The organism is Pseudomonas sp. GW822-FHT05A08 (assembly GCF_058800485.1).
The window spans coordinates 4,141,910-4,163,285 of record NZ_CM179511.1; the positions used below are offsets into that span (position 1 = coordinate 4,141,910).

15 protein-coding genes are annotated in these 21,376 nt (G+C 65.6%); 3 read left to right on the forward strand and 12 right to left on the reverse strand.

Translation table 11 applies throughout. The annotated features are described in order from the left end of the window. Nucleotides 1–29 precede the first annotated feature (29 nt). The 9 genes from AC3RCP_RS18725 to AC3RCP_RS18765 all read right to left on the reverse strand — a co-directional run bounded on the left by AC3RCP_RS18725 (nt 30) and on the right by AC3RCP_RS18765 (nt 15,382). The gene (locus AC3RCP_RS18725; protein WP_492571157.1) at nt 30–2,048 is read right to left on the reverse strand and encodes a ribonucleoside triphosphate reductase; all 2,019 of its coding nucleotides are present in this window, start codon (nt 2,046–2,048) and stop codon (nt 30–32) included. A gap of 1,859 nt (nt 2,049–3,907) precedes the next feature. Continuing rightward, entirely contained in the window at nt 3,908–4,900 is a 993-nt protein-coding gene (gene moaA / locus AC3RCP_RS18730) for a GTP 3',8-cyclase MoaA (protein WP_492571156.1), read from the reverse strand. Nucleotides 4,901–4,910: 10 nt separating this feature from the next. Beyond that, nucleotides 4,911–5,876 (reverse strand): peptidylprolyl isomerase, encoded by a 966-nt coding sequence (locus AC3RCP_RS18735; RefSeq protein ID WP_492571155.1) that lies wholly within the window; start codon nt 5,874–5,876, stop codon nt 4,911–4,913. Between the two features lie 10 nt (nt 5,877–5,886). Further along, entirely contained in the window at nt 5,887–6,567 is a 681-nt protein-coding gene (gene narI / locus AC3RCP_RS18740; protein ID WP_492571154.1) for a respiratory nitrate reductase subunit gamma, read from the reverse strand. After that, entirely contained in the window at nt 6,560–7,315 is a 756-nt protein-coding gene (gene narJ, locus AC3RCP_RS18745) for a nitrate reductase molybdenum cofactor assembly chaperone (protein ID WP_053261547.1), read from the reverse strand. The genes narI and narJ overlap by 8 nt, the downstream gene beginning before the upstream one ends. Before the next feature lie 2 nt (nt 7,316–7,317). Next, on the reverse strand, nt 7,318–8,856 hold the full coding sequence (narH, locus tag AC3RCP_RS18750) for a nitrate reductase subunit beta (RefSeq protein WP_053279553.1): 1,539 nt from the start codon (nt 8,854–8,856) through the stop codon (nt 7,318–7,320). Between the two features lie 9 nt (nt 8,857–8,865). After that, a complete protein-coding gene (locus AC3RCP_RS18755) occupies nt 8,866–12,633 on the reverse strand; it encodes a nitrate reductase subunit alpha (protein WP_492571153.1) in 3,768 nt (1,255 codons plus the stop codon). A 69-nt stretch (nt 12,634–12,702) separates the two neighbouring features. Further along, on the reverse strand, nt 12,703–14,100 hold the full coding sequence (locus AC3RCP_RS18760; RefSeq protein ID WP_101338267.1) for a NarK family nitrate/nitrite MFS transporter: 1,398 nt from the start codon (nt 14,098–14,100) through the stop codon (nt 12,703–12,705). Continuing rightward, nucleotides 14,087–15,382, reverse strand: coding sequence for an MFS transporter (locus AC3RCP_RS18765; RefSeq protein WP_492571152.1), 1,296 nt, complete (start codon nt 15,380–15,382; stop codon nt 14,087–14,089). The genes AC3RCP_RS18760 and AC3RCP_RS18765 overlap by 14 nt, the downstream gene beginning before the upstream one ends. Before the next feature lie 313 nt (nt 15,383–15,695). Here AC3RCP_RS18765 and AC3RCP_RS18770 point away from each other — a divergent pair, with 313 nt between their 5' ends. The 3 genes from AC3RCP_RS18770 to AC3RCP_RS18780 all read left to right on the forward strand — a co-directional run bounded on the left by AC3RCP_RS18770 (nt 15,696) and on the right by AC3RCP_RS18780 (nt 18,941). Beyond that, the gene (locus AC3RCP_RS18770; RefSeq protein ID WP_492571151.1) at nt 15,696–17,510 is read left to right on the forward strand and encodes a HAMP domain-containing protein; all 1,815 of its coding nucleotides are present in this window, start codon (nt 15,696–15,698) and stop codon (nt 17,508–17,510) included. Beyond that, complete coding sequence (narL, locus tag AC3RCP_RS18775) at nt 17,507–18,154, forward strand: two-component system response regulator NarL (RefSeq protein ID WP_007928738.1); 648 nt, start codon at nt 17,507–17,509, stop codon at nt 18,152–18,154. Before AC3RCP_RS18770 ends, narL begins: the two co-directional genes overlap by 4 nt. 109 nt (nt 18,155–18,263) lie before the next feature. Then, nucleotides 18,264–18,941 carry a Crp/Fnr family transcriptional regulator gene (locus AC3RCP_RS18780; RefSeq protein ID WP_492571150.1) on the forward strand — a complete coding sequence of 226 codons (678 nt, stop codon included), beginning with the start codon at nt 18,264–18,266 and terminating at the stop codon, nt 18,939–18,941. Between the two features lie 59 nt (nt 18,942–19,000). Here AC3RCP_RS18780 and ubiT read toward each other — a convergent pair whose 3' ends face one another. From ubiT to ubiU, 3 genes are read right to left on the reverse strand one after another with little or no spacing between them, the layout of a single operon-like run. Further along, nucleotides 19,001–19,483, reverse strand: coding sequence for a ubiquinone anaerobic biosynthesis accessory factor UbiT (gene ubiT, locus AC3RCP_RS18785; RefSeq protein WP_053261554.1), 483 nt, complete (start codon nt 19,481–19,483; stop codon nt 19,001–19,003). Further along, nucleotides 19,477–20,367, reverse strand: coding sequence for a U32 family peptidase (locus AC3RCP_RS18790; protein ID WP_492571149.1), 891 nt, complete (start codon nt 20,365–20,367; stop codon nt 19,477–19,479). Before AC3RCP_RS18790 ends, ubiT begins: the two co-directional genes overlap by 7 nt. A gap of 10 nt (nt 20,368–20,377) precedes the next feature. Next, a complete protein-coding gene (ubiU, locus tag AC3RCP_RS18795) occupies nt 20,378–21,373 on the reverse strand; it encodes a ubiquinone anaerobic biosynthesis protein UbiU (RefSeq protein ID WP_492571148.1) in 996 nt (331 codons plus the stop codon). Nucleotides 21,374–21,376: the final 3 nt, after the last annotated feature.

Consider the following 21,376-nt stretch of genomic DNA (forward strand, 5'->3'; position numbering starts at 1 on the left):
GGAACTCCTTGCGGTTGGGGGAAGACAGGTCAGTGCGCGGTGGCCATGCCCGTGGCCTGGGCCTGCAGCAGGGCTTCGTCGCACTTGGGGCAGAACTCGTGCTCGCCGTCGAGGTAGCCGTGCACCGGGCAGATGGAAAAGGTCGGGGTCACCGTCAGGTACGGCAGGCGGAAGCGCCCCAGGGCCTTGCGCACCAGCTGCTTGCAGGCCGCGGTCGAGGAAATCCGCTCGGCCATGTACAGGTGCAGCACGGTGCCGCCGGTGTATTTGCATTGCAGTTCGTCCTGCAGCTCCAGGGCCTCGAACGGATCGTCGGTATGCCCCACCGGCAACTGCGAGGAGTTGGTGTAGTACGGCGCCTCGCGGCTGCCGGCCTGGAGAATGCCGGGGTAACGCTTGAGGTCTTCCTTGGCGAAACGGTAGGTGGTGCCTTCGGCCGGGGTCGCCTCGAGGTTGTAGAGATGGCCGGTTTCCTCCTGGAAGCGCACCAGGGTCGCGCGCACATGGTCCAGCAGCCTGAGGGCGAACTGGCGCCCCTGTTCGGTGTGCATGCCCTGCTCGTCGCCGCTGAAGTTGCGCAGCATTTCGTGCAGGCCATTGAGGCCGATGGTCGAGAAGTGATTGCGCAGCGTGCCCAGGTAACACTGGGTGTAGGGGTACAGGCCGGCGTCCATGTGGTGCTGGATCACCTTGCGCTTGACCTCCAGGCTCTCCATCGCCAGTTCCATCAGCGCGTCCAGGCGTTGCAGCAGGCCGCTGGTATTGCCCTTGAACACATGGCCCAGGCGCGCGCAGTTGAGCGTCACCACGCCGAGCGAGCCGGTCTGCTCCGCCGAGCCGAACAGGCCGCCGCCGCGCTTGAGCAGCTCGCGCACGTCCAGTTGCAGGCGGCAGCACATGGAACGCACCTGGTTGGGCTGCATGTCCGAATTGAGGAAGTTCTGGAAGTACGGCAGCCCATAGCGGGCGGTCATCTCGAACAGGCGGTCGGCGTTCTCGCTGTCCCAGGGAAAATCATGGGTGATGTTGTAGGTCGGGATCGGAAAGGTGAACACCCGGCCCTTGGCGTCGCCGGCCTGCATCACTTCGATATAGGCGCGGTTGAGCAGGTCCATTTCCGCTTGCAGCTCGCCATAGGCGAAGGGCATTTCCTCGCCGCCGATCACCGGGACCTGCTCGCGCAGATCCTCCGGGCAGACCCAGTCGAAGGTCAGGTTGGTAAAGGGCGTCTGGGTACCCCAGCGCGACGGCACGTTGAGGTTGTAGATGAACTCCTGGATCGCCTGGCGCACCTGCGGGTAGCTCAGGCGGTCCTTGCGCACATAGGGCGCCAGATAAGTGTCGAAGGAACTGAAGGCCTGGGCCCCGGCCCATTCGTTCTGCAGGGTGCCGAGGAAATTCACCATCTGCCCCAGGGCGCTGCTCAGGTGCTTGGGCGGCCCGGCCTCGACCCGCCCCGGCACGCCATTGAGGCCTTCATGCAACAGCGTGCGCAGGGACCAGCCGGCACAGTAGCCGGCGAGCATGTCGAGGTCGTGGATATGCAGGTCGGCCTCGCGGTGGGCGCGGCCGATGGCTTCACTGTAGACCTCGTCCAGCCAGTAGTTGGCGGTGACCTTGCCGGACACGTTGAGCACCAGCCCGCCCAGGGAATACCCCTGGTTGGCGTTGGCCTGCACCCGCCAGTCCTCGCGGTCGAGGTACTCGTTCATCGAGGCCGCCACCTCGACCAGGGTCTTGCGGTCGCGGCGCAGGCGCCCGTGCTGTTCGCGGTAGACGATGTAGGCGCGCATGGCGAGGAAGAATCCGGCGTCCATCAGCACCCGCTCGACCCGGTCCTGGATCTGCTCCACATGCAGCCGCGCATGTCCCTCAAGATGGGCCAGCACCGCCTTGAGCAAGCCCTCGGCCTCGACTTCGGCGTACTCGCCGCTGGCCTTGCCGGCGGCGATCAACGCCTGGCGGATCTTGTCCGCATCGAAGGCAACCCGGCTGCCATCGCGTTTGTGCAGGCGGTTGTTGCCCACCCTGATCAGCGTGCTGTGCATTTGACCTCCAGATACTACATATAGATGTTTTTAATTCTTAAAACACAAGATGCAGTGAGATTACGGAGTGGCGGTTGGGTTGCCATTGATCGTGATCAAGTATTTTTTGGTTTGTGTACATATCCGTTTTTTGGGTAACGGCGACTTAGGGTTCCGCCCTTACGGCGGGTCACTTTGGAAAAGCGCCAAAGTAACCAAAACGCTTTGCCCCACCACTCGGTGCCTCGCCTAGGCTCGGCATGCCCTCACTCCGGCATTGATCCGTGGGCCGCCGCCACAGGCCATCCATGGCCCGGGGCGGCTAACCCGGCATCCCTGCCGGGTTACCCACGGCTCAATGCCTGCGTTCGGCCATCGTGGTTAACGGGGCGTTCAGATCAAAAGCAAGACGGCGGCCTGCCGGCCGGCCTGGCTGAGAACGTGGGCCCTGTAGCCGCTGCCGAGCGCAGCGAGGCTGCGATCGAGGCCGAAGGACTAGTCAGGCGGGCACCGCATTTCCCCAGATCCTGCGAGGTGTCAGGTTTAGCGGCCCTGCGGGCCGATCGCAGCCTCGCTGCGCTCGGCAGCGGCTACACAAAGCATGTCCGGCAGAAGAGCTGTAGCGTGGCGATGGCCTGTGGCGGCGTGCCCCCGGAGCAATGCCTGTGTTCGGCCAGCGCGGTTAACGGGGCGCTCAGATCAAAAGCAAGACGGCGGCCTACCGGCCGGCCTGGCTGAGAACGCATTCCCTGTCGCCGCTGCCGAGCGCAGCAAGGCTGCGATCGAGGCCGAAGGACTCGCCAGGCGGGCATCGCATATCCCCAGATCCTGCGAGGCGTCAGGTTTAGCGGCCCTGCGGGCCGATCGCAGCCTCGCTACGCTCGGCAGCGGCTACACAAAGCGTGTCTGGCAGAAGAGCCGTAGCGTGGCGATGGCCTGTGGCGGCGTGCCCCCGGAGCAATGCCTGTGTTCGGCCAGCGCGGTTAACGGGGCGCTCAGATCAAAAGCAAGACGGCGGCCTGCCGGCCGGCCTGGCTGAGAACGTGGGCTCTGTAGCCGCTGCCGAGCGTAGCGAGGCTGCGATCGAGGCCGAAGGACTCGCCAGGCGGGCACCGCGTTTCCCCAGATTCTGCGAGGCGTCAGGTTTAGCGGCCCTGCGGGCCGATCGCAGCCTCGCTGCGCTCGGCAGCGGCTACACAAAGCGTGTCCGGCAGAAGAACCGTAGCGTGGCGATGGCCTGTGGCGGCGTGCCCCCGGAGCAATACCTGCGTTCGGCCAGCGCGGTTAACGGGGTGCTCAGATCAAAAGCAGGACGGCGGCCTACCGGCCGGCCTGAGAACGCATTCCCTGTAGCCGCTGCCGAGCGCAGCGAGGCTGCGATCGAGGCCGAAGGACTCGCCAGGCGGGCATCGCATTTCCCCAGATCCTGCGAGGTGTCAGGTTTAGCGGCCCTGCGGGCCGATCGCAGCCTCGCTGCGCTCGGCAGCGGCTACACAAAGCATGTCCGGCAGAAGAGCCGTAGCGTGGCAAAAACAGCAAGCTTCGCCCGGCGAAGGCTTTGTTTTGGCTCTGGCTCTGGCTCTGGCTTTTGATCTTGATCTTGATCTTGATCTCCAACGCCCCGTTAACCACGCTGGCCGAACGGAGGTATTACGGAGCGGGTAAACCGGCAGGGATGCCGGTTTAGCCGCCCCGGGCCATGGATGGCCCGTGGCGGCGGCCCGCTCCGTAATGCCTGCGTTCGGGCACACCGAGCCTCAGCGAGGTGCCGAGTGGTGGGGCAAAGCGTTTTGCTTACTTTTGTGCTCTTCAAAAGTAAGCCGCCGTAAGGGCGGAACCCTAAGCCGCCGTTACCGCAGCAATGGATATACACACAAGTTTCACCCCCCACTCATATTCATAAACCGCACCACCTGCACCGTGCCCTGCGGGTTGAAATCATGCCGCAACGGCTTGCGCCGCAAAGCCTGCTGCAAGGCATCGATCAGCGGCTGGTCGTCCAGCGGATAACGCCGCAGCAGGCCGCGCAGGTCCAGGGCATCGTCCTGCCCCAGGCACAGCAACAGCTTGCCTTCGACGGTCATGCGTACCCGGTTGCAGCTGCCACAGAAGTTGTGGCTGTTGGGCGAGATAAAACCGATGCGCGTCTGCGGATGGCGCTCCAGGCGCACGTAACGCGCCGGCCCGCCGCTGTTCTCGGCGCTGTCGAGCAAGGCATGGCGGCTGGCGATCAGCGCCCGTACCTCGTCGCTGGAACAGAAGGATTCGCCCCGGGAACGGCCGACGTCGCCCAGGGGCATTTCCTCGATAAAGCTGATATCGATGCCCTGCTCGATGGCGTACCGCACCAATTGCGGCACTTCCTCGAAGTTGCGCCCCTTCATCACCACGCAGTTGAGCTTGACCCGCTCGAACCCCGCCCCGCGCGCCACCTCGATACCGCGCAGCACCTGGTCGAGATCGCCGTTGCGGGTGATGGCGCGAAACTTCTGCCCGTCCAGGCTATCGAGGCTGATGTTCATCCGCTTGACCCCGGCTTCCGCCAGCGGCCGAGCCAGGCGCTCCAGCTGCGAGCCGTTGCTGGTCATCACCAGTTCGCGCAGGCCCGGCAAGGCGGCGATGTCGCGGCACAGGCCAACGATGCCCGGGCGAATCAGCGGCTCGCCGCCGGTGAGGCGGATCTTGCCCACGCCCTGGCCGACGAACAGCGCCGCCAGCCGCTGCAACTCCTCCAGGGTCAGCACCTGCTGGCGCGGCAGGAAGGTCATGTTCTTCGCCATGCAATACACGCAGCGAAAATCGCAACGGTCGGTCACCGACATCCGCAGATAGTCGATCTGCCGCCCGAAGCCGTCCTGCATCACATTGCTCATGGCCTTCCCCTTACTGCACCAGCGGCGAGTCGGCGCCTTGCAGATGAATGCCACGGATGTCCGCGGCCCCGACCAGGGTCTGCAGGTACTGCACCACGGCCTTTTGCCAGACGCCCTGTTGCAGCTGGTTGCGGATCACCAAAGCCACTGCCTCATAGGGCAAGGCCTGGCCCTCGACCCGCTGATCAACGCAGACCACATGCCAGCCATAACGGCTTTCCAGCGGCTTGGCCGCCAGTCCCGTCGGCAGGCTGAACAGCTGGCGCTCCAGTTCCGGCACGGTCTGGCCCTTGCTGATCTGCCCCAGGGAACCGCCCTGGGCCTTCGACGGGCAGGCCGAATACTTCAGCGCCAGTGCAGCGAAACTGTCGGGCTGCTCGTCCAGGCGTTGCAGCAAAATCTCCGCCTGGACCTGGGCCGTGCTGCGCGCCCCGGCATCGTCCGGCGCGCATTCGAGCAGGATGTGCCGCACCGCCAGCAACGGCGCGCTGTGAAAACGCCCGCGGTTGTTGTCGTAGTAACGCCAGCACGCCGCCTCGTCGCACTCCGGCACCTGCACCTCGCGTTCGAGCAGCAGGCGGGTGGCGGCCTCCTCCTCGTTCTCGCCGGCGCCAATCTGCAACGTCAGGCCGAGTTCGGCGATGCGCTGCTGCAACAGCTCGCGGATCACCAGGGCCCTGGCCGCCAGGTACACCGCCTCCTCGCGGCTGGCCGCCGGGTGGTATTGCAGCTCCTGGGCCAGCGCCTGCGGGGTGATCGACACCTGGTTGACACTGATGATCGGCCACTCCTGCTCACTGCTGGCGATCAGTTGCACAGGCGCCTCGTCCGCGGCCACGGGCTCATGCCCCGGCGGCGTGAAAGCCTGCACGCCCACCTCCACTTCGCTCTCTGGCACCAGCGTTTCCTCGCGGGCCGAAGACCCGCAACCGCCGCTGCCGCCGTTACCGCCGCCACATCCACATCCACCTGACATGACTGCCTCCTCAGATTTTCTGCCGAACGATTTGATAACGCCGCCCCAGGTACCAGACCGGCGCGCTGACCATGTGCACCAGGCGGGTAAAGGGGAACAGCACGAACAGGGTCAGGCCGAGGAACACGTGCAGCTTGTAGGTCAGGCCGACCGGCGCGATGGCCGCCGCCGCGTCCATGGGCCGCAATAGCACGATGCTCTGCGCCCAATCGGCAAGCATCACCATCACCGAACCGTCCATATGGGCGGTGGAGGCGACTATGGTCAAAAGGCCGAGCAGCAACTGCGCCAGCAGCACCAGCAGGATCAGGATGTCCGAAGGGCTGGAGGCGGCGCGTACCCGCGGGTCGGTGAGGCGGCGCTTGATCAGCATCAGCAGGCCGACCAGGCACAGCAGGCCGAAGAAGCCGCCGGAGACCATCGCCAGCAACTGCTTGTGCTCGGTGCTGATCACATGGTGATAGACCGAGGCCGGGGTCAGCAGGCCGACGAAGTGCCCGGCCAGCACGAACAGCACGCCGACATGGAACAGGTTGCTGGCCACGCGCATGCCACGCTTGTCGAGCATCTGGCTGGAGCCGGCCTTCCAGCTGTACTGCGACAGGTCGAAGCGTGCCCAACTGCCCAGCAGGCAGATCGCCAGAGCGACATAGGGATAGATCCCGAACACCAACAGATTCCACTTAGACATTGCCCACCTCCCCGGCTGGCGCGGCGGCCAGCCCCTGATGCTGAAAATCCACCCAGTGCAGCGGTACCGCGCTTTCCTCCCGGGCCTTGCCCGGCGCGCTTGGCATTGAGCTGCAACGTTCCTGCTGCTCGGCCTTGAGAAAGTCCACCGCCTCCTCTTCCCAGATCCGGTCCAGGGCTTCGAGGGAGTCGTCGCGCGGCTCGGCCGCCACCTGTTCGCGCAGGTCGGCCACCGCCTGGTGCGGCTCCGCGCCAGCGATTTGCAGCAAGGCGCGCAAGCAACTGGCATAGGCGCTCTCGCGTTCCTCCAGGCGCGCCGCGAGCAGGGCCAGCAAGTGCGCGACATCGGCCAGGCCCTCGCGGGCCTCGAGATCGTCGCGGGTGGAAAGGAACTCCAGGTACAGCGGGATGTAGTCCGGCAGCTCCTTGATACCGATGGCAAAGCCCGCGGCTTCATACTGGGCGAGCATGTCGACCATGGCCTGGCCGCGGTCGCGGGACTCGCCGTGCACATGCTCGAACAACAGCAACGACAGCGAGCGGCCACGACCGAACAGCGCGCCGTAGTGCTCCTGGCCATCCATCAGGTCGTTGTTGCAGAGCAGTTCCAACAGCTCGAACAGCGCGCCGCGCTGCTTCGGGCTGATTTCCCGGGCCTGGATGATCGCCTGCTCCAGTTCGTCGCGGCCCTCGACCAGGGTTGCGCTCGGGTAGTCGAGCAGCAGCGAAATCACTTTCAGGATGCGCATGCTCATTCCTCCCACAGTTGCACGGTTTTCAGGACGTCGCGGCGGTTGGCCTTCTTCGCCCCGAACATGTTGGTGTCGGAGCTGCCGCTGCAGCCACTGCCGAAACTGAAGCCGCAACCGGAACGCTCGGCGAAGGCATCGCTCATGGCTTCCTCGCGGTGCGCGCTGGGCACCACGTAGCGGTCTTCGTAGTTGGCGATGGCCAGGTAGCGGTACATCTCCTCGACCTGGCTCACGCTCAGGCCGACCTCCTCCAGCACTTGCAGGTCCTGCACGCCTTCGACCTGCTCGGCGCGCTTGTAGGCACGCATCGCCAGCAGGCGCTTGAGGGCGCGCTTGACCGGTTTTTCGTCGCCGGCGGTCAGTAGGTTGGCCAGGTAACGCAGGGGGATGCGCAGGCTGTCGACATCCGGGATCACTCCGTTCATGCCCACGGTGCCGGCGGCCGCGGCGTTCTGGATCGGCGACAGCGGCGGCACGTACCAGACCATCGGCAAGGTGCGGTATTCCGGGTGCAGCGGCAGCGCCAGCTTCCAGTCCACCGCCATCTTGTACACCGGCGAACGCTGCGCGGCGTCGATCACCGACTGCGGCACCCCGTCTTCCAGGGCCTGGCGGATCACTGCCGGGTCATGCGGATCGAGGAAGATTTCCAGCTGCTTCTCGTACAGGTCCTGCTCGCTGGCGGTGCTCGCCACCTCGGCGATGCGGTCGGCGTCATACAGCAGCACGCCGAGGTAGCGGATGCGCCCGACACAGGTCTCGGCGCACACGGTGGGCATGCCCGCCTCGATCCGTGGGTAGCAGAAGATGCACTTCTCCGACTTGCCGCTCTTCCAGTTGAAATAGATCTTCTTGTACGGGCAGCCACTGATGCACATGCGCCAGCCGCGGCACTTCTCCTGGTCGATCAGGACGATGCCGTCCTCCTCGCGCTTGTAGATCGCCCCGCTCGGGCAGGACGCCGCGCACGCCGGGTTCAGGCAGTGCTCGCACAGGCGCGGCAGGTACATCATGAAAGTGTTTTCGTACTCGCCGTAGATGTCCGCCTGGATCTGGTCGAAGTTCTTGTCCTTGCGCCGCTTGGCGAACTCGCTGCCGAGGATCTCCTCCCAGTTCGGCCCCCACTCGATCTTTTCCATGCGCTTGCCGGACACCACCGAACGCGGCCGCGCGGTCGGCTGATGGTCGCCCAGGGGCGCGGTGTGCAGGTGCTGGTAATCGAAGTCGAACGGCTCGTAGTAGTCGTCGAGGCTCGGCAAGTCGGGGTTGGCGAAGATGTTCGCCAGCACCCGGAACTTGCCGCCGATACGCGGGTTGATCGAGCCGTTGGCGTTGCGCACCCAGCCGCCCTTCCACTTGTCCTGGTTTTCCCATTCTTTCGGGTAGCCGATCCCGGGCTTGGTCTCGACGTTGTTGAACCAGGCGTATTCCATGCCTTCGCGGCTGGTCCAGACGTTCTTGCAGGTGATCGAGCAGGTATGGCAGCCGATGCATTTGTCCAGGTTCAGGACCATGCCGATTTGTGAACGAATCTTCATGACAACTCCTCAATCCATCTCGGTCGGCAGGGGGCGTGGCAGCTCATCGCCGTCCGAGCCATCGAGCCAGTCGACCCGGGCCATCTTGCGCACCACGACGAACTCGTCGCGGTTGCAACCGACCGTGCCGTAATAGTTGAAACCGTAGGCCTGCTGGGCATAGCCGCCGATCATGTGGGTCGGCTTGAGCACCACCCGGGTGACCGAGTTGTGGTGGCCGCCGCGGGTCTTGGTGGTCTCGGAGCCGGGAACGTTCACGATCCGTTCCTGGGCGTGGTACATCATCACCATGCCCTCCTTGACCCGCTGGCTGACCACCGCCCGGGCGGTCGCCGCGCCGTTGGCGTTGAAGCATTCGATCCAGTCGTTGTCCTCGATGCCGGCGCGCTTCGCATCGATTTCCGAGAGCCAGACAATCGGCCCGCCACGGCTCAGGGTGAGCATCAGCAGGTTGTCGCTGTAGGTGCTGTGGATGCCCCATTTCTGGTGCGGGGTGATCCAGTTGAGGACGATTTCCGGGTGGCCATTGGTGCGCTTGCCCTTCACCGCCTCGATGGTCCGGGTGTTGACCGGCGGCCGGTAGCTCATCAGTTGTTCGCCGAACGCCTGCATCCACGGGTGGTCCTGGTAGAACTGCTGGCGGCCGGTGATGGTGCGCCACGGGATGTTCTCGTGGACGTTGGTGTAGCCGGCGTTGTAGCTGACGTGATCGTCCTCCAGGCCCGACCAGGTGGGGCTGGAAATGATCTTGCGCGGCTGCGCCTGGATATCGCGGAAGCGGATCGCCTCGTGGGCCTTGGACAGCGCCAGGTGGCTGTGGTCGATGCCGGTGAACTCGGACAGCGCGGCCCAGGCCTTGACCGCCACATGGCCGTTGGTTTCCGGGGCCAGGGACAGGATCACCTCGGCGGCGTCGATCGCCGTGTCGATCTTCGGCCGGCCCTGGCTGATGCCCGCCGCGCCCTCGCGGTAATTCAGCTCGCCAAGGAATCTCACCTCCTCCTCGGTGTTCCAGTTGATGCCCTTGCCGCCGTTGCCGAGTTTTTCCAGCAGCGGCCCGAGGGAGGTGAACTGCTTGTAGATGTTCGGGTAGTCGCGCTCCACCACTTGCAGGTTCGGCGCGTTCTTGCCCGGCTGCGGGGCCACGCCCGCGGTTTTCCAGTCGGTGCCGCCGAACGGCTGGGCCAGCTCGCCGACGCTGTCATGCATCAGCGGCACGGTGACCAGGTCCTGCTCCACGCCCAGGTGCCCCACCGCCATGCTGGAGAACGCCTTGGCGATGCCCTTGTAGATCTCCCAGTCGGAACGCGATTCCCAGGCCGGGTCGATGGCCGCCGACAGCGGGTGGATGAAGGGATGCATGTCCGAGGTGTTCATGTCGTCCTTCTCGTACCAGGTCGCGGTCGGCAGGACGATGTCGGAATACACGCAGGTCGAGGACATGCGGAAGTCCAGGGTGGTGACCAGGTCGAGCTTGCCGATCGCGCCCTGGTCCACCCATTCGGCTTCCTGCGGCTTGCAGTCGCCGACCTGGCCGATGTCCTCGTTCATCACCCCGTTACGGGTGCCGAGCAGGTACTTGAGCATGTACTCGTGGCCCTTTCCCGAGGAGCCCAGGAGGTTGGAACGCCAGATGAACATGTTGCGCGGGAAGTTCTGCGGGCTGTCCGGCTGTTCGCAGGCGAAACGCAGCGAACCCTCATGCAACGACTTGACCACATAGTCCTTGGGCGTCATGCCGAGTGCTGCGGCGTCCCGGCAGATGTGCAGCGGGTTACTGTTGAGCTGCGGCGCGCTGGGCAGCCAGCCGGCGCGTTCGGCGCGGATGTTGTAGTCCAGGGCGTGTTCGGGGAACTGGCTCTTGTCGGCCAACGGCGAGAGCACGTCGTGCATGCTCATCTTCTCGTGGCGCCATTGCGAGCTGTGGGCGTAGAAGAAGCTGGTGCCGTTCATCTGCCGTGGCGGCCGGCTCCAGTCCAGGCCGAACGCCAGGGGCAGCCAGCCGCATTGCGGGCGGAGTTTTTCCTGGCCGACATAGTGGGCCCAGCCGCCGCCGGTCTGGCCGACGCAACCGCAGAGCATGAGCATGTTGATCAGCCCGCGGTAGTTCATGTCCATGTGGTACCAGTGGTTCATCGCCGCACCGACAATGATCATCGAGCGGCCACGGGTCTTGTCAGCATTGTCGGCGAACTCGCGGGCGATCTGGATCGCCTTCTCGCGGCTGACGCCAGTGATCTGCTCCTGCCAGGCCGGAGTGCCGGGCACGCTGGCGTCGTCGTAGTCCTTGGCCACATTGGCGCCGCCCAGGCCACGGTCGATGGCCAGGTTGGCCGCCGACAGGTCGAACACCGTGGCCACCTTGACCTGGCTGCCGTCGGCCAGGGTCAGGCTGCGCACCGGCACGCGGCGGTATTGCACGGCGTCGCCGGCCACATGCTGGAAGTGCTCCTGGATTTCCCCGGCGAAATACGGGAAGGCCACTTCGGCGACATCGCCACCGATCAGGCTCAGGCTCAGGTCGATCTCACGCCCCGCGCCGCCTTCCCGGGCGAGGATGTTCCACTTGCCCTGCTCGCCCCAGCGGTAGCCGATGGAGCCCTGAGGCGACACCAGCTCGCCGCTGGCGTCGATGGCGATGGTCTTCCATTGCGGGTTGTTGTCCTGGCCGAGGTTGCCGGCCAGGTCCGAGGCGCGCAGGAAGCGGTCCGGCTGGTAGCCGGCCCCCGGCGCGGTGCCGAGCATCGGCTTGAGCAGCACCAGCACCGGCAGGTCGGTGTAGCGCTTGGCGTAGTCGGTGAAATAGGCGCTCGGGCGGTCGAGGTGGAACTCCTTGAAGATCACATGGTTGAAGGCCTGGGCCAGCGCCGCGTCGGTGCCCTGCTTGGGGTTGAGCCAAAGGTCGGTGAGCTTGGCCACTTCCGAATAGTCCGGGGTGATGGCCACGGTCTTGGTGCCCTTGTAGCGCACCTCGGTGAAGAAGTGTGCGTCCGGGGTGCGGGTCTGCGGAACGTTGGAACCCCAGGCGATGATGTAGTTGGAGTTGTACCAGTCGGCCGATTCCGGCACGTCGGTCTGCTCGCCCCAGACCATCGGCGAGGCCGGTGGCAGGTCGCAGTACCAGTCGTAGAAGCTCAGGCAGGCACCGCCGATCAGCGACAGGTAACGGGCGCCGGCAGCGTAGCTGACCATCGACATGGCCGGGATCGGCGAGAAGCCGACGACCCGGTCGGGGCCGTACTGCTTGATGGTGTAAACGTTGGCCGCGGCGATGATCTCGTTGACCTCATCCCAGCTGGAACGGATGAAGCCGCCCATGCCGCGCTTGCTCTTGTACGACTCGGCCTTGGCCGGGTCCTCGACGATGCTCGCCCAGGCCTCCACCGGCGCCATAGTCTGCCGCGCCTGGCGCCACAGCTTGAGCAGCGGCTTGCGGATCTTCGGGTACTTCAGGCGGTTGGCGCTGTAGATGTACCAGCTGTAGCTGGCGCCCCGCGGGCAGCCGCGCGGCTCGTGGTTGGGCAGGTCGTTGCGGGTGCGCGGGTAGTCGGTCTGCTGGGTTTCCCAGGTGATCAGGCCGTTCTTCACATAGATCTTCCACGAGCAGGAACCGGTGCAGTTGACCCCGTGGGTGGAGCGCACGATCTTGTCGTACTGCCAGCGCGAGCGGTAGACGTTTTCCCAGTCGCGGGACTCCTTGCGGGTTTCCCCGTGGCCCTCGGCGAACTCGCTTTGCTTGCGGTTGAAAAACCGCAGTTGATCCAACAAATGACTCATGGTGCTTTCCTCTCAGGCTTGCCGCGGGGTTCTATGCCCCGACCGGGCAAGGTTTGGATTCGGGTCGTGTCAGCAGGGAGTCGCCGCGCCTTTGCGCGCGTACCACCACCAGGTCACCACGATGCAGCTCAGGTAAAAGCCGACGAACATGTAGAAGGCCATCTCCGGGCCGCCGGTCTGGGCCATGGAAGTGCCGAAGGATTTGGGGATGAAGAACGCGCCGAAGGCGCCCATGGCCGAGCTGAAGCCGAGCACCGCGGCCGACTCCTTGCCGGCGTTCTTTTGCGCCTGCTCGCGCACCGCGGCGCTTTGCCCGGCGGCGGCTTTTTCATGCAGGGTGCGGAAGATCACCGGGATCATGCGGAAGGTGGAGCCGTTGCCGATGCCGGTGGTGATGAACAGCAGCATGAACAGGCCGAGGAAGCCGTAGAAGTTGCCGCCGGCGCCGTTATGCGGAAGAAAGTGCAAGACCCCGAAGACCATCACGATCATCGCCACGAAGTTCCACAAGGTCACCCGGGCACCGCCGAGCTTGTCCGCCAGCCAGCCGCCCAGCGGCCGCACCAGGGCGCCCACCAGCGGGCCGAGGAAGGCGAACTTCAGCGCCACCACGTCCGGGAACGCGGTCTTGATCAGCATTGGAAAAGCCGCCGAGAAACCGATGAACGAGCCGAAGGTCGCCAGGTACAGCCAGCACATCAGCCAGTTGTGCTTGCGCTTGAAGATCACCGCCTGCTCGCTGAACGAAGCCTTGGCGCTGGACAGGTCATTCATGCCGAACCAGGCCAGCAGGGTCACCGCGATAATGAACGGCACCCAGACAAACCCGGCGTTCTGCAGCCACAGCTGGCTGCCGTCGGCCAGCACCTGGGGTTGCCCGCCAAGCCAGCCGAACAGGCCGAAGGTGATCACCAGCGGCACGCAGAACTGCATCACCGACACCCCGAGGTTGCCCAGCCCGGCATTCAGGCCCAGGGCCGTGCCCTGCTGCGACTTGGGGTAGAAGAAGCTGATGTTGGACATGCTCGAGGCAAAGTTGCCGCCACCGAAACCACAAAGCAGCGCGATCAGCACGAACACGCTGTAGGGGGTGTTCGGGTCCTGTACGGCAAAGCCCATCCACAGCGACGGCAGCAGCAACGAGGCGGTGCTCAGGGCGGTCCAGCGGCGGCCGCCGAAGATCGGCACCATGAACGAATAGAACACCCGCAAAGTGGCGCCGGACAGCCCCGGCAACGCCGCCAGCCAGAACAGCTGGTCGGTGCTGAAGCTGAAGCCGATGGCGTTCAGGCGCACGATCACCGTGCTCCAGACCATCCACACGGCAAAGGCCAAGAGCAACGCGGGAATCGAGATCCACAGGTTGCGGGTCGCCGTCTGCTTGCCGCTGCGCCCCCAGAAAGCGGGGTCTTCCGGGCGCCAGTCATGAATCAACGGGCCTGAATCGGGCTTATCAAGAACCGACATGTTCTTCTCCTTGGGCAATGCTGGAAAACGGGGACGAGGTGGCCGGCGGCTGTTTGCCCAGCAGCGGGCGCTTGCGGATTTCGCTGAAGTACATCCAGGTGAGCGACACCCAGACCACGCCGTACATCAACATGAAGCAGGAAGAGCGCACGCCGGTGAGGTCCACCAGGGCGCCGAACAGGATTGGCAGGACGAAGCCGCCCAGGCCGCCGGCCAAGCCGACGATGCCGGACACCGCGCCCATGTTCTGCGGGTAGTCGTTGGCGATGTACTTGAACACCGAGGCCTTGCCGAAGGCGAAGGCGATGCCCATGACGAACAGCAGCACGGTGAACAACGCAGGATTCAGGCCGATGTGGAAATCCAGGGCGCCGTCGACGGTGCGCACTTGCAGCTGGGTCTGCGGGTAGGACAGCAGGAACAGGCAGATCCAGCTGACCCAGAGCACCCACCAGGTCACGCTCTGGGCGCCCCAGCGGTCCGACATCCAGCCGCCGACGGCGCGCAGCACCCCACCCGGCAGCGAGAAACAGGCGGCCAGCAGCGCCGCGCTCTGCAGGCTGAAACCGTATTCCTGCACGTAGTACTGGGTCATCCACAGCGCCAGGGCCACGTAGCCGCCGAAGACGATCGAGTAGTACTGGCAGTAGCGCCACACCGCCGGGTCCTTCAACGCGCCCAACTGCTCGCGCAGGGTAGCGCCAGAGGCGCTGCGATGGGCCTTGTTGTCGGCGCTGAGAAACCAGAACAGCAGCGCGGTGACGAACAGGATGGCGCTGAAGGCTTTCGGCACCAGCTGCCAGCTGCCGGCGGCGATCAGCGCCGGAGCGAGAAACTTGGTCAGCGCGGCACCGGCGTTACCCGCGCCGAAGATGCCCATGGCGAAGCCCTGGTTGTCCTGGTCGAACCACTTGGCGACGTAGGCGATGCCCACCGAAAACGAACCGCCGGCCAGGCCGACGAACAGGCCCAGGACCAGGAACTGCCAGTAGGCCGTGGCGTGGCTGATCAAGTACAGCGGCAACACGCAGCACAGCATCAGCAGGAAGAACACGCTGCGCCCGCCAAAGCGATCGGTCAGCAGGCCCAGCGGCAGGCGTGCCAGCGAACCGGTGAGCACCGGAGTGGCGGCCAGCAGGCCGAACTGGGTTTCGTTGAGCGCAAGCAGCGCCTTGATCGGCACACCGAGCACCGCGAACATCATCCAGACCATGAAGCACACGGTGAAGGCCAGCGTACTCATGCCCAGCACCAGGCCTTGTCGTACACGCAGTTGGGTCATCTCGCTCTCCAGTCAGTCATTCATGGCCGCAGACTAGAGAGGCGAACCCGGTAAAAACTTGACCCGGGTCAAGGAAGCCCGGGGCCTCATGGGCCTATGCTTGCGCCGCCTACCTCCAACGAGGTAGTGCCGAAAAACCTCTGAACCCTTTGTTTATCAGGCTCTTGCCTTGGCTCCACGAGGCGGTTGCACGGATCCGATGAACAACAACTCTTTAGAGGTAGAGCGCCAGGGACCGGCTGCAAAACCATCGCCAGTCGTCCCTGGAGCCTGCTATGTCCACCCTTCCCCCGTTCACATCCGGCCCGCGCCCTTGATCCGCTGGCTGCGCAGTTCCCTGCCCGCCCGCGCCGGCCTGGCGGTGATCCTGATCGCCGTGCTGGCGCTGGCCAGTTCCCTGAGCGCCGGGCTGATCGCCTGGTTCAGCCAGGGCGACGCGGCGGCCATCAACACCGCGGGCTCGGTGCGCATGGAGACCTACCACCTGAGCTGGAAGCTGGCCGCGGGCGCCAGCGCCGAAGAGATCGGACAGATCCGCCAGAGCCTGCAACAGCGCCTCGACAGCCAGTCGCTCAGGGCGGTGCTGGAAGACGGCGCCGACCCCGAGCTGGTGGACAGCTACCGGCAGATCCAGCAACGCTGGAACGCTGAGTTGCAGCCAGCCCTGGAACAACGCGATGCCGCCGCGTTCCAGGCCCTGGCCCTGCCCTTCGTCGAACAGCTGAACCAGTTCGTCAGCCTGCTGCAACGCCAGAGCGAACATAAGCAGACCTGGCAACAGTTGATCCAGGGCGCGGCGCTGTTCACCACCCTGTTCGTCCTGCTGCTGGGCCTGTACGAACTGCAGTACGGCGTGGTCACGCCCTTGCAGGAACTGGTGGAAGCCACCCAGCGCTTTCGCCGTGGCGACTTCCAGGTGCGGGTCAACCACCAGTCCCGGGACGAGCTGGGCCAGTTGGCCACCAGCTTCAACGCCATGGCCGAGACCATCGAGCAATCCCACCGCACCCTGGAAACCCTGGTGCGGCAAAAGACCCACAACCTGCAACAGGCCAACGCCGCCCTCGAGTTGCTGTACCAGAGCAGCCGCAGCCTGGCCACGCGGCTGGCCAACGCCGAAGGCCTGGACGAACTGATCCGGCGCTTCCAGCAACGCCTGCCGGGGTTGCGCCTGTCGCTGTGCCTGCAAGGCCAGTTGCAGGCCCCGGCGCAGCAACTGATCGCCCTGCATGGCGCCGACAGCCGGGAGGTCTGCGCGGTCAGCGATTGCGCCAGCTGCCAGCGGCAGCAGCCGATCGCCCGGCAGCGTTTCAGCATCAGCAACCAGGGCAGCGAACTGGGCGAGCTCAAGGCGCACTTCGTCGACGGCCATGCCCCGCAAGCCTGGGAAACCGAACTGATCCAGGCCCTGGCCAACCTGATCGGCACCTCGCTGTCGCTCAAGCGCCAGCGCGAACAGGACCATCGCCTGCTGCTGTTCGAAGAGCGCGCGATCATCGCCCGCGAGCTGCACGACTCCCTGGCCCAGGCCCTGTCCTACATGAAGCTGCAGGTCAGCCGCATGCAGACCCTGATGCGCCGTGGCGAACCACTGAGCACCCTGGAGAACGTCACCGCCGAACTGCGCGAGGGGGTGAACAACGCCTACCGCCAGCTGCGCGAACTGTTGACCACCTTTCGTTTGCAGATCCACGACGCCGGGCTGGTGCGCGAGCTTGAGGCGACCACCGAGGAGTTCTCGCGCCGCGGCGATTTCCAGGTGCATGTGCAACTCGACAGTCTGGCCTTCGAGCTGTCGGCCAGCGAGCAGATCCACCTGCTGCAGATCACCCGCGAGGCGCTCTCCAACTGCCTGCGCCACGCCCACGCGGAGAATGTCTGGCTGCAACTGCGCCAGCATGGCGAAACCCTGCGCCTGTCGATCGAGGACGATGGCCGCGGCTTCAGCGGCGACCACGACAACAGTGGCAACCAGCGCGAACACCACGGCCTGAACATCATGGATGAGCGGGCCCGCAGCCTGCATGGCCAGTTGCAGATTTCTTCCAGGACGCCCCAGGGCACCCTGGTGCAGATGGAATTCCGTCCGGAGTTTCTCGCCGTCCCCACACAAGGTAGCGCCGCATGAACCCATCCCCCACCTACCGGATCCTGCTGGTCGACGACCATCCGATGATGCGTCGCGGCATCCGCCAGATGCTCGAACTGGAAGACGACCTGCAGATCGTCGGCGAAGCCAGCCACGGCGAAGAAGCCCTGGGCCTGATCGAACCCTTGCAGCCCGACCTGGTGCTGCTCGACAACAACATGCCGCAACTCAACGGCATCGAGACCCTGCGCCGCCTGCGGGCCATGGACTACCGCGGCAAGGTGCTGCTGTTCACCGTGTCCGACGCCGAGGACGACATTCGCGACGCCCTGCGCCTGGACGCCGACGGCTACCTGCTCAAGGACATGGAGCCCGAGTTGCTGATCCAGTACCTGCGCGATGCCCTGAGCGGCGCCCTGGTGATCAGCCCGGGGCTGACCCGGGTCATGGCCCAGGCCCTGCGTTCGCCGCCGCGCCAGCCGGAGGTCGAGCTGACCGAGCGCGAGCGCCAGGTGCTGCGCACCATCGCCAGCGGCTACAGCAACAAGGTCATCGGCCACAAGCTGGGTATCACCGAAGGCACGGTCAAGGTCCATGTGAAGAACCTGCTGCACAAGCTCGGCCTGCGCTCGCGGGTCGAGGCCGCCGTGTGGGCCATGGAGCACCTGCGCAACGCCGGCTGAGCAACGCTCCGCCGCTGTTCCTACCTTTCCCCCCCCTTTCGAGGTAGGCCGGCGGAGGCATAGGCCCTGGCAGCCGCGCGCTCTACCATGGCCGGCAGCGGAGGTACCCATGCTGACCCACCCTTCCATCGTGCTGTTGTTGCGTCGCCACCATCTGTTCAGCCAGTTGCCGGACAAGGTCTTCGAGGAGGTCTGTGCCCGGGCCATGCTCAGGCGCCTGCCCAGCCACAACACCCTGATGCACCAGGGCGACCCGGCCAAGCGCTTTTTCCTGCTGGTCAGCGGCCAGGTCAAGCTGTACCGCATCAGCGGCGAAGGCCAGGAGAACCTGGTGGAAATCATCCAGCCCGGGCAGACCTTCGCCGAGGCCCTGCTGTTCAGCCAGGCGCGCTTCTACCCGGTGAACGCCACTGCGCTGAAAGACAGCGTGCTGGTCAGCATCGACGGCAACCATTACCGCCACGCCCTGGAGGACCAGCCGCAGGTGTGCCTGGCGATCCTGGCGAGCATGAGCGTGCACCTGCACCAGCGCCTCAAGGACATCGACACCCTGACCCTGGGCAGCGCCAGCCGGCGGGTGGTGAGTTTCCTGTTGCAGGAGCGCGACCCGCACAGCGGCGAGGTGGTGCTGCAAGTGTCCAAGCGCCTGGTGGCCTCCAAGCTGGGGATCCAGCCGGAGACCTTCTCGCGCATCCTCCATCGGCTGGTGGAAAGCGGCCTGATCGCCATGGAGCGGCGCACTATCCAGATCCCCGGCGCCGAGGAGCTGGCGGCGTACGACGCGTAACCGCCGCCGCTCGCCTGGCGTCGCCCCAATCGCCGGCAAGCCAGCGCCTACAGAGATGTTCAGCCTGCGGCCAACCCCTTGCCCGCCCGTTCCAGATTGCGCCACAGCCAGACCGGCAACACGTCCGGGTCGAGGCTGTCGATCAGGTTTTTCAGGGTCAGGCCCAGCTCGGTATCGCCCTCGATCACCAGGCGCCGGCGGAAGAACAAGGTGTCCGGGTCTTCCTGGCGGCTGGCCAGCAGCAGGAACTCGCGCCAGTTGCCGCTGATGGTCACATCGGCCCGGGCGTGTTCGGCGATGCGCAGGCCGTCGCGGTCGCGGGTCAGGTACCAGGCCAGGCCCAGGTCGGGAATCCGCAGGCACAGCCAGCGCCGGCGCAGCAGGTCGAATTCGCCGGCGCGCAGCGGCTCGGCCAAACAGCGGTTGAGCCCCTGCTGCAAGGCCAGGCGCTGCACGCCGAACGGCACCCGCCGCAGCAATGGCAGCAGCCGGTCGGCGCTGCGCAGCAGCCAGTCCTTGCGTTTGGATTTGCCACTCAGCACAGGCCCACCTCCTCGACGCGCAACATCCCGGCCTGGCCATGCCAATAACCGTTGCAGCCCTCGACGAACAGCGGTGGCGTCGCGCCCTGGCGCACCCGCTGGTAGGCCTCGATCACCTCGCCCATGCCCTGGGCCCGCGGGCTCAGGCGCAGCAGGTCGGCGCCGCAGGCCACCAGCCCGGCATAGTCCGCCAGCAGATTGGTGACCTCGGCGGACAGGGTCTGGATGCCATTGAGGGTGAACAGCGCCTGGCCTTCCTGGCTGCTCAGCGCCAGGCCGTCGGGGTACTGGATGCAGCAGAACTGGCAGTCGTCCTTGGGTCGGTCCTGGGCCCGGGCGGTGAAGCAGCGCGCGGAATAGGCCAACGGCAGATGCCCATAGGCGAAGACTTCGACCTCGGGCAGCGCCTGGCCCAGCTCGCGCACCTGATCCAGCACCGCGCGGATCAGCGCCGCCGAACACTCCACCGGCGGCACCCAGCGGATCATCCCGCAGCCCTGCAACTGGGCCAGGGCGTGGCCGTTGTACAGGTTCAGCGCCGGGCCACCCACGAACGGCAATTTGCGCTCGGCGAGGAACTGCACCGCGCCCATGTCGTTGGCCTCCACCAGCAGCTCGCCGTTGTCGCACAGGCGCCGCAGGCTCGACAGCTCCGAGGCGGCTTCGATCAGGGTCAGGCTGGAGAGCACGATCTGCGCCGACGTGCAGCCCTGCAGTTCGCGCCCCAGGCCCAGCCACTGGTCCAGGGACAGCGCCCGGCGTTTCGAACACACGGTTTCCCCCAGGTAAATCACATCCAGGGGCAAGGCCGACATCTCGGCATAAAAACGCTCCAATTGTTCCTTGTCCCAGTAGAACAGGACGGGGCCCAGGCTGAGCTTCATCGCGAATTCCTCATTGCCATGATCGATGGTAGGCACCCAGGGTGGTCTGGCTGCCCTCGGACAGGCCGGCCAGCACCTGGCGCCACTGGTCCTTGACCGCGAAACTGGCGGGCGCGGCGCGATGGGCATCCAGCGCCGCGCGCCAGACCCGGGTGACCTGCTCGACATAGGCCGGGCTGCGCTGGCGGCCTTCGATCTTCACCGCCTCGACGCCGATCGCCGCCAGCTCCGGCAGCAGGTCCAGGGTGTCGAGGCTGGTGGGTTCCTCCAGGGCATGGAAGCGCTTGCCTTCGACCAGGAAGCGGCCCTTGCACAGGGTCGGGTAGCCGGCTGGCTCGTCGGCTTGATAGCGGTCGATCAGCACTTCGCTGAGGCGCGCGCTCAAGCCTTCGGCGTCCTCGCTCCAGCGCACCGCCTTGGCCGGCGAGCAGACGCCGCACAGGTTCGGCGACTCGCCGGTGATGTAGGAAGACAGGTGGCAACGCCCTTCGGCCATGATGCACAGGCTGCCAAAGGCGAATACTTCGATCGGCACCGTGCTGCTGGCCGCCACCTGGCGCACCTGGGCCAGGGACAGCACCCGCGGCAGGACGGCGCGGCGGATGTTGTAGTGCCGGGCGTAGAACGCCAGGGCGCTGGCATTGGTCGCCGAGCCCTGTACCGAGAGGTGCAGGTTCAATTGCGGATGGCGCTGGCTGGCATAGGCCAGGACGCCCGGATCGGCGGCGATCAGCGCGTCGACCCCATGCTCGGCGGCGCGGTCCACCGCCCGTTGCCAACGCGCCCAGCCCTGGGGCTGGGGGTAGGTGTTGACCGCCACATAGAGTTTGCGTTGGTGCTGGCGAATGTGCGCGACCGCCGCGTCGAACTGCTTGTCGTCCATGTTCAGGCCGGCGAAATGCCGGGCGTTGGTGTCGTCGCGAAAGCCGACGTAGACGGCATCGGCGCCTTGGCGCACCGCCGCTTTGAGCGCAGGCAGGTTGCCTGCGGGGCAGACCAGTTGCATGGG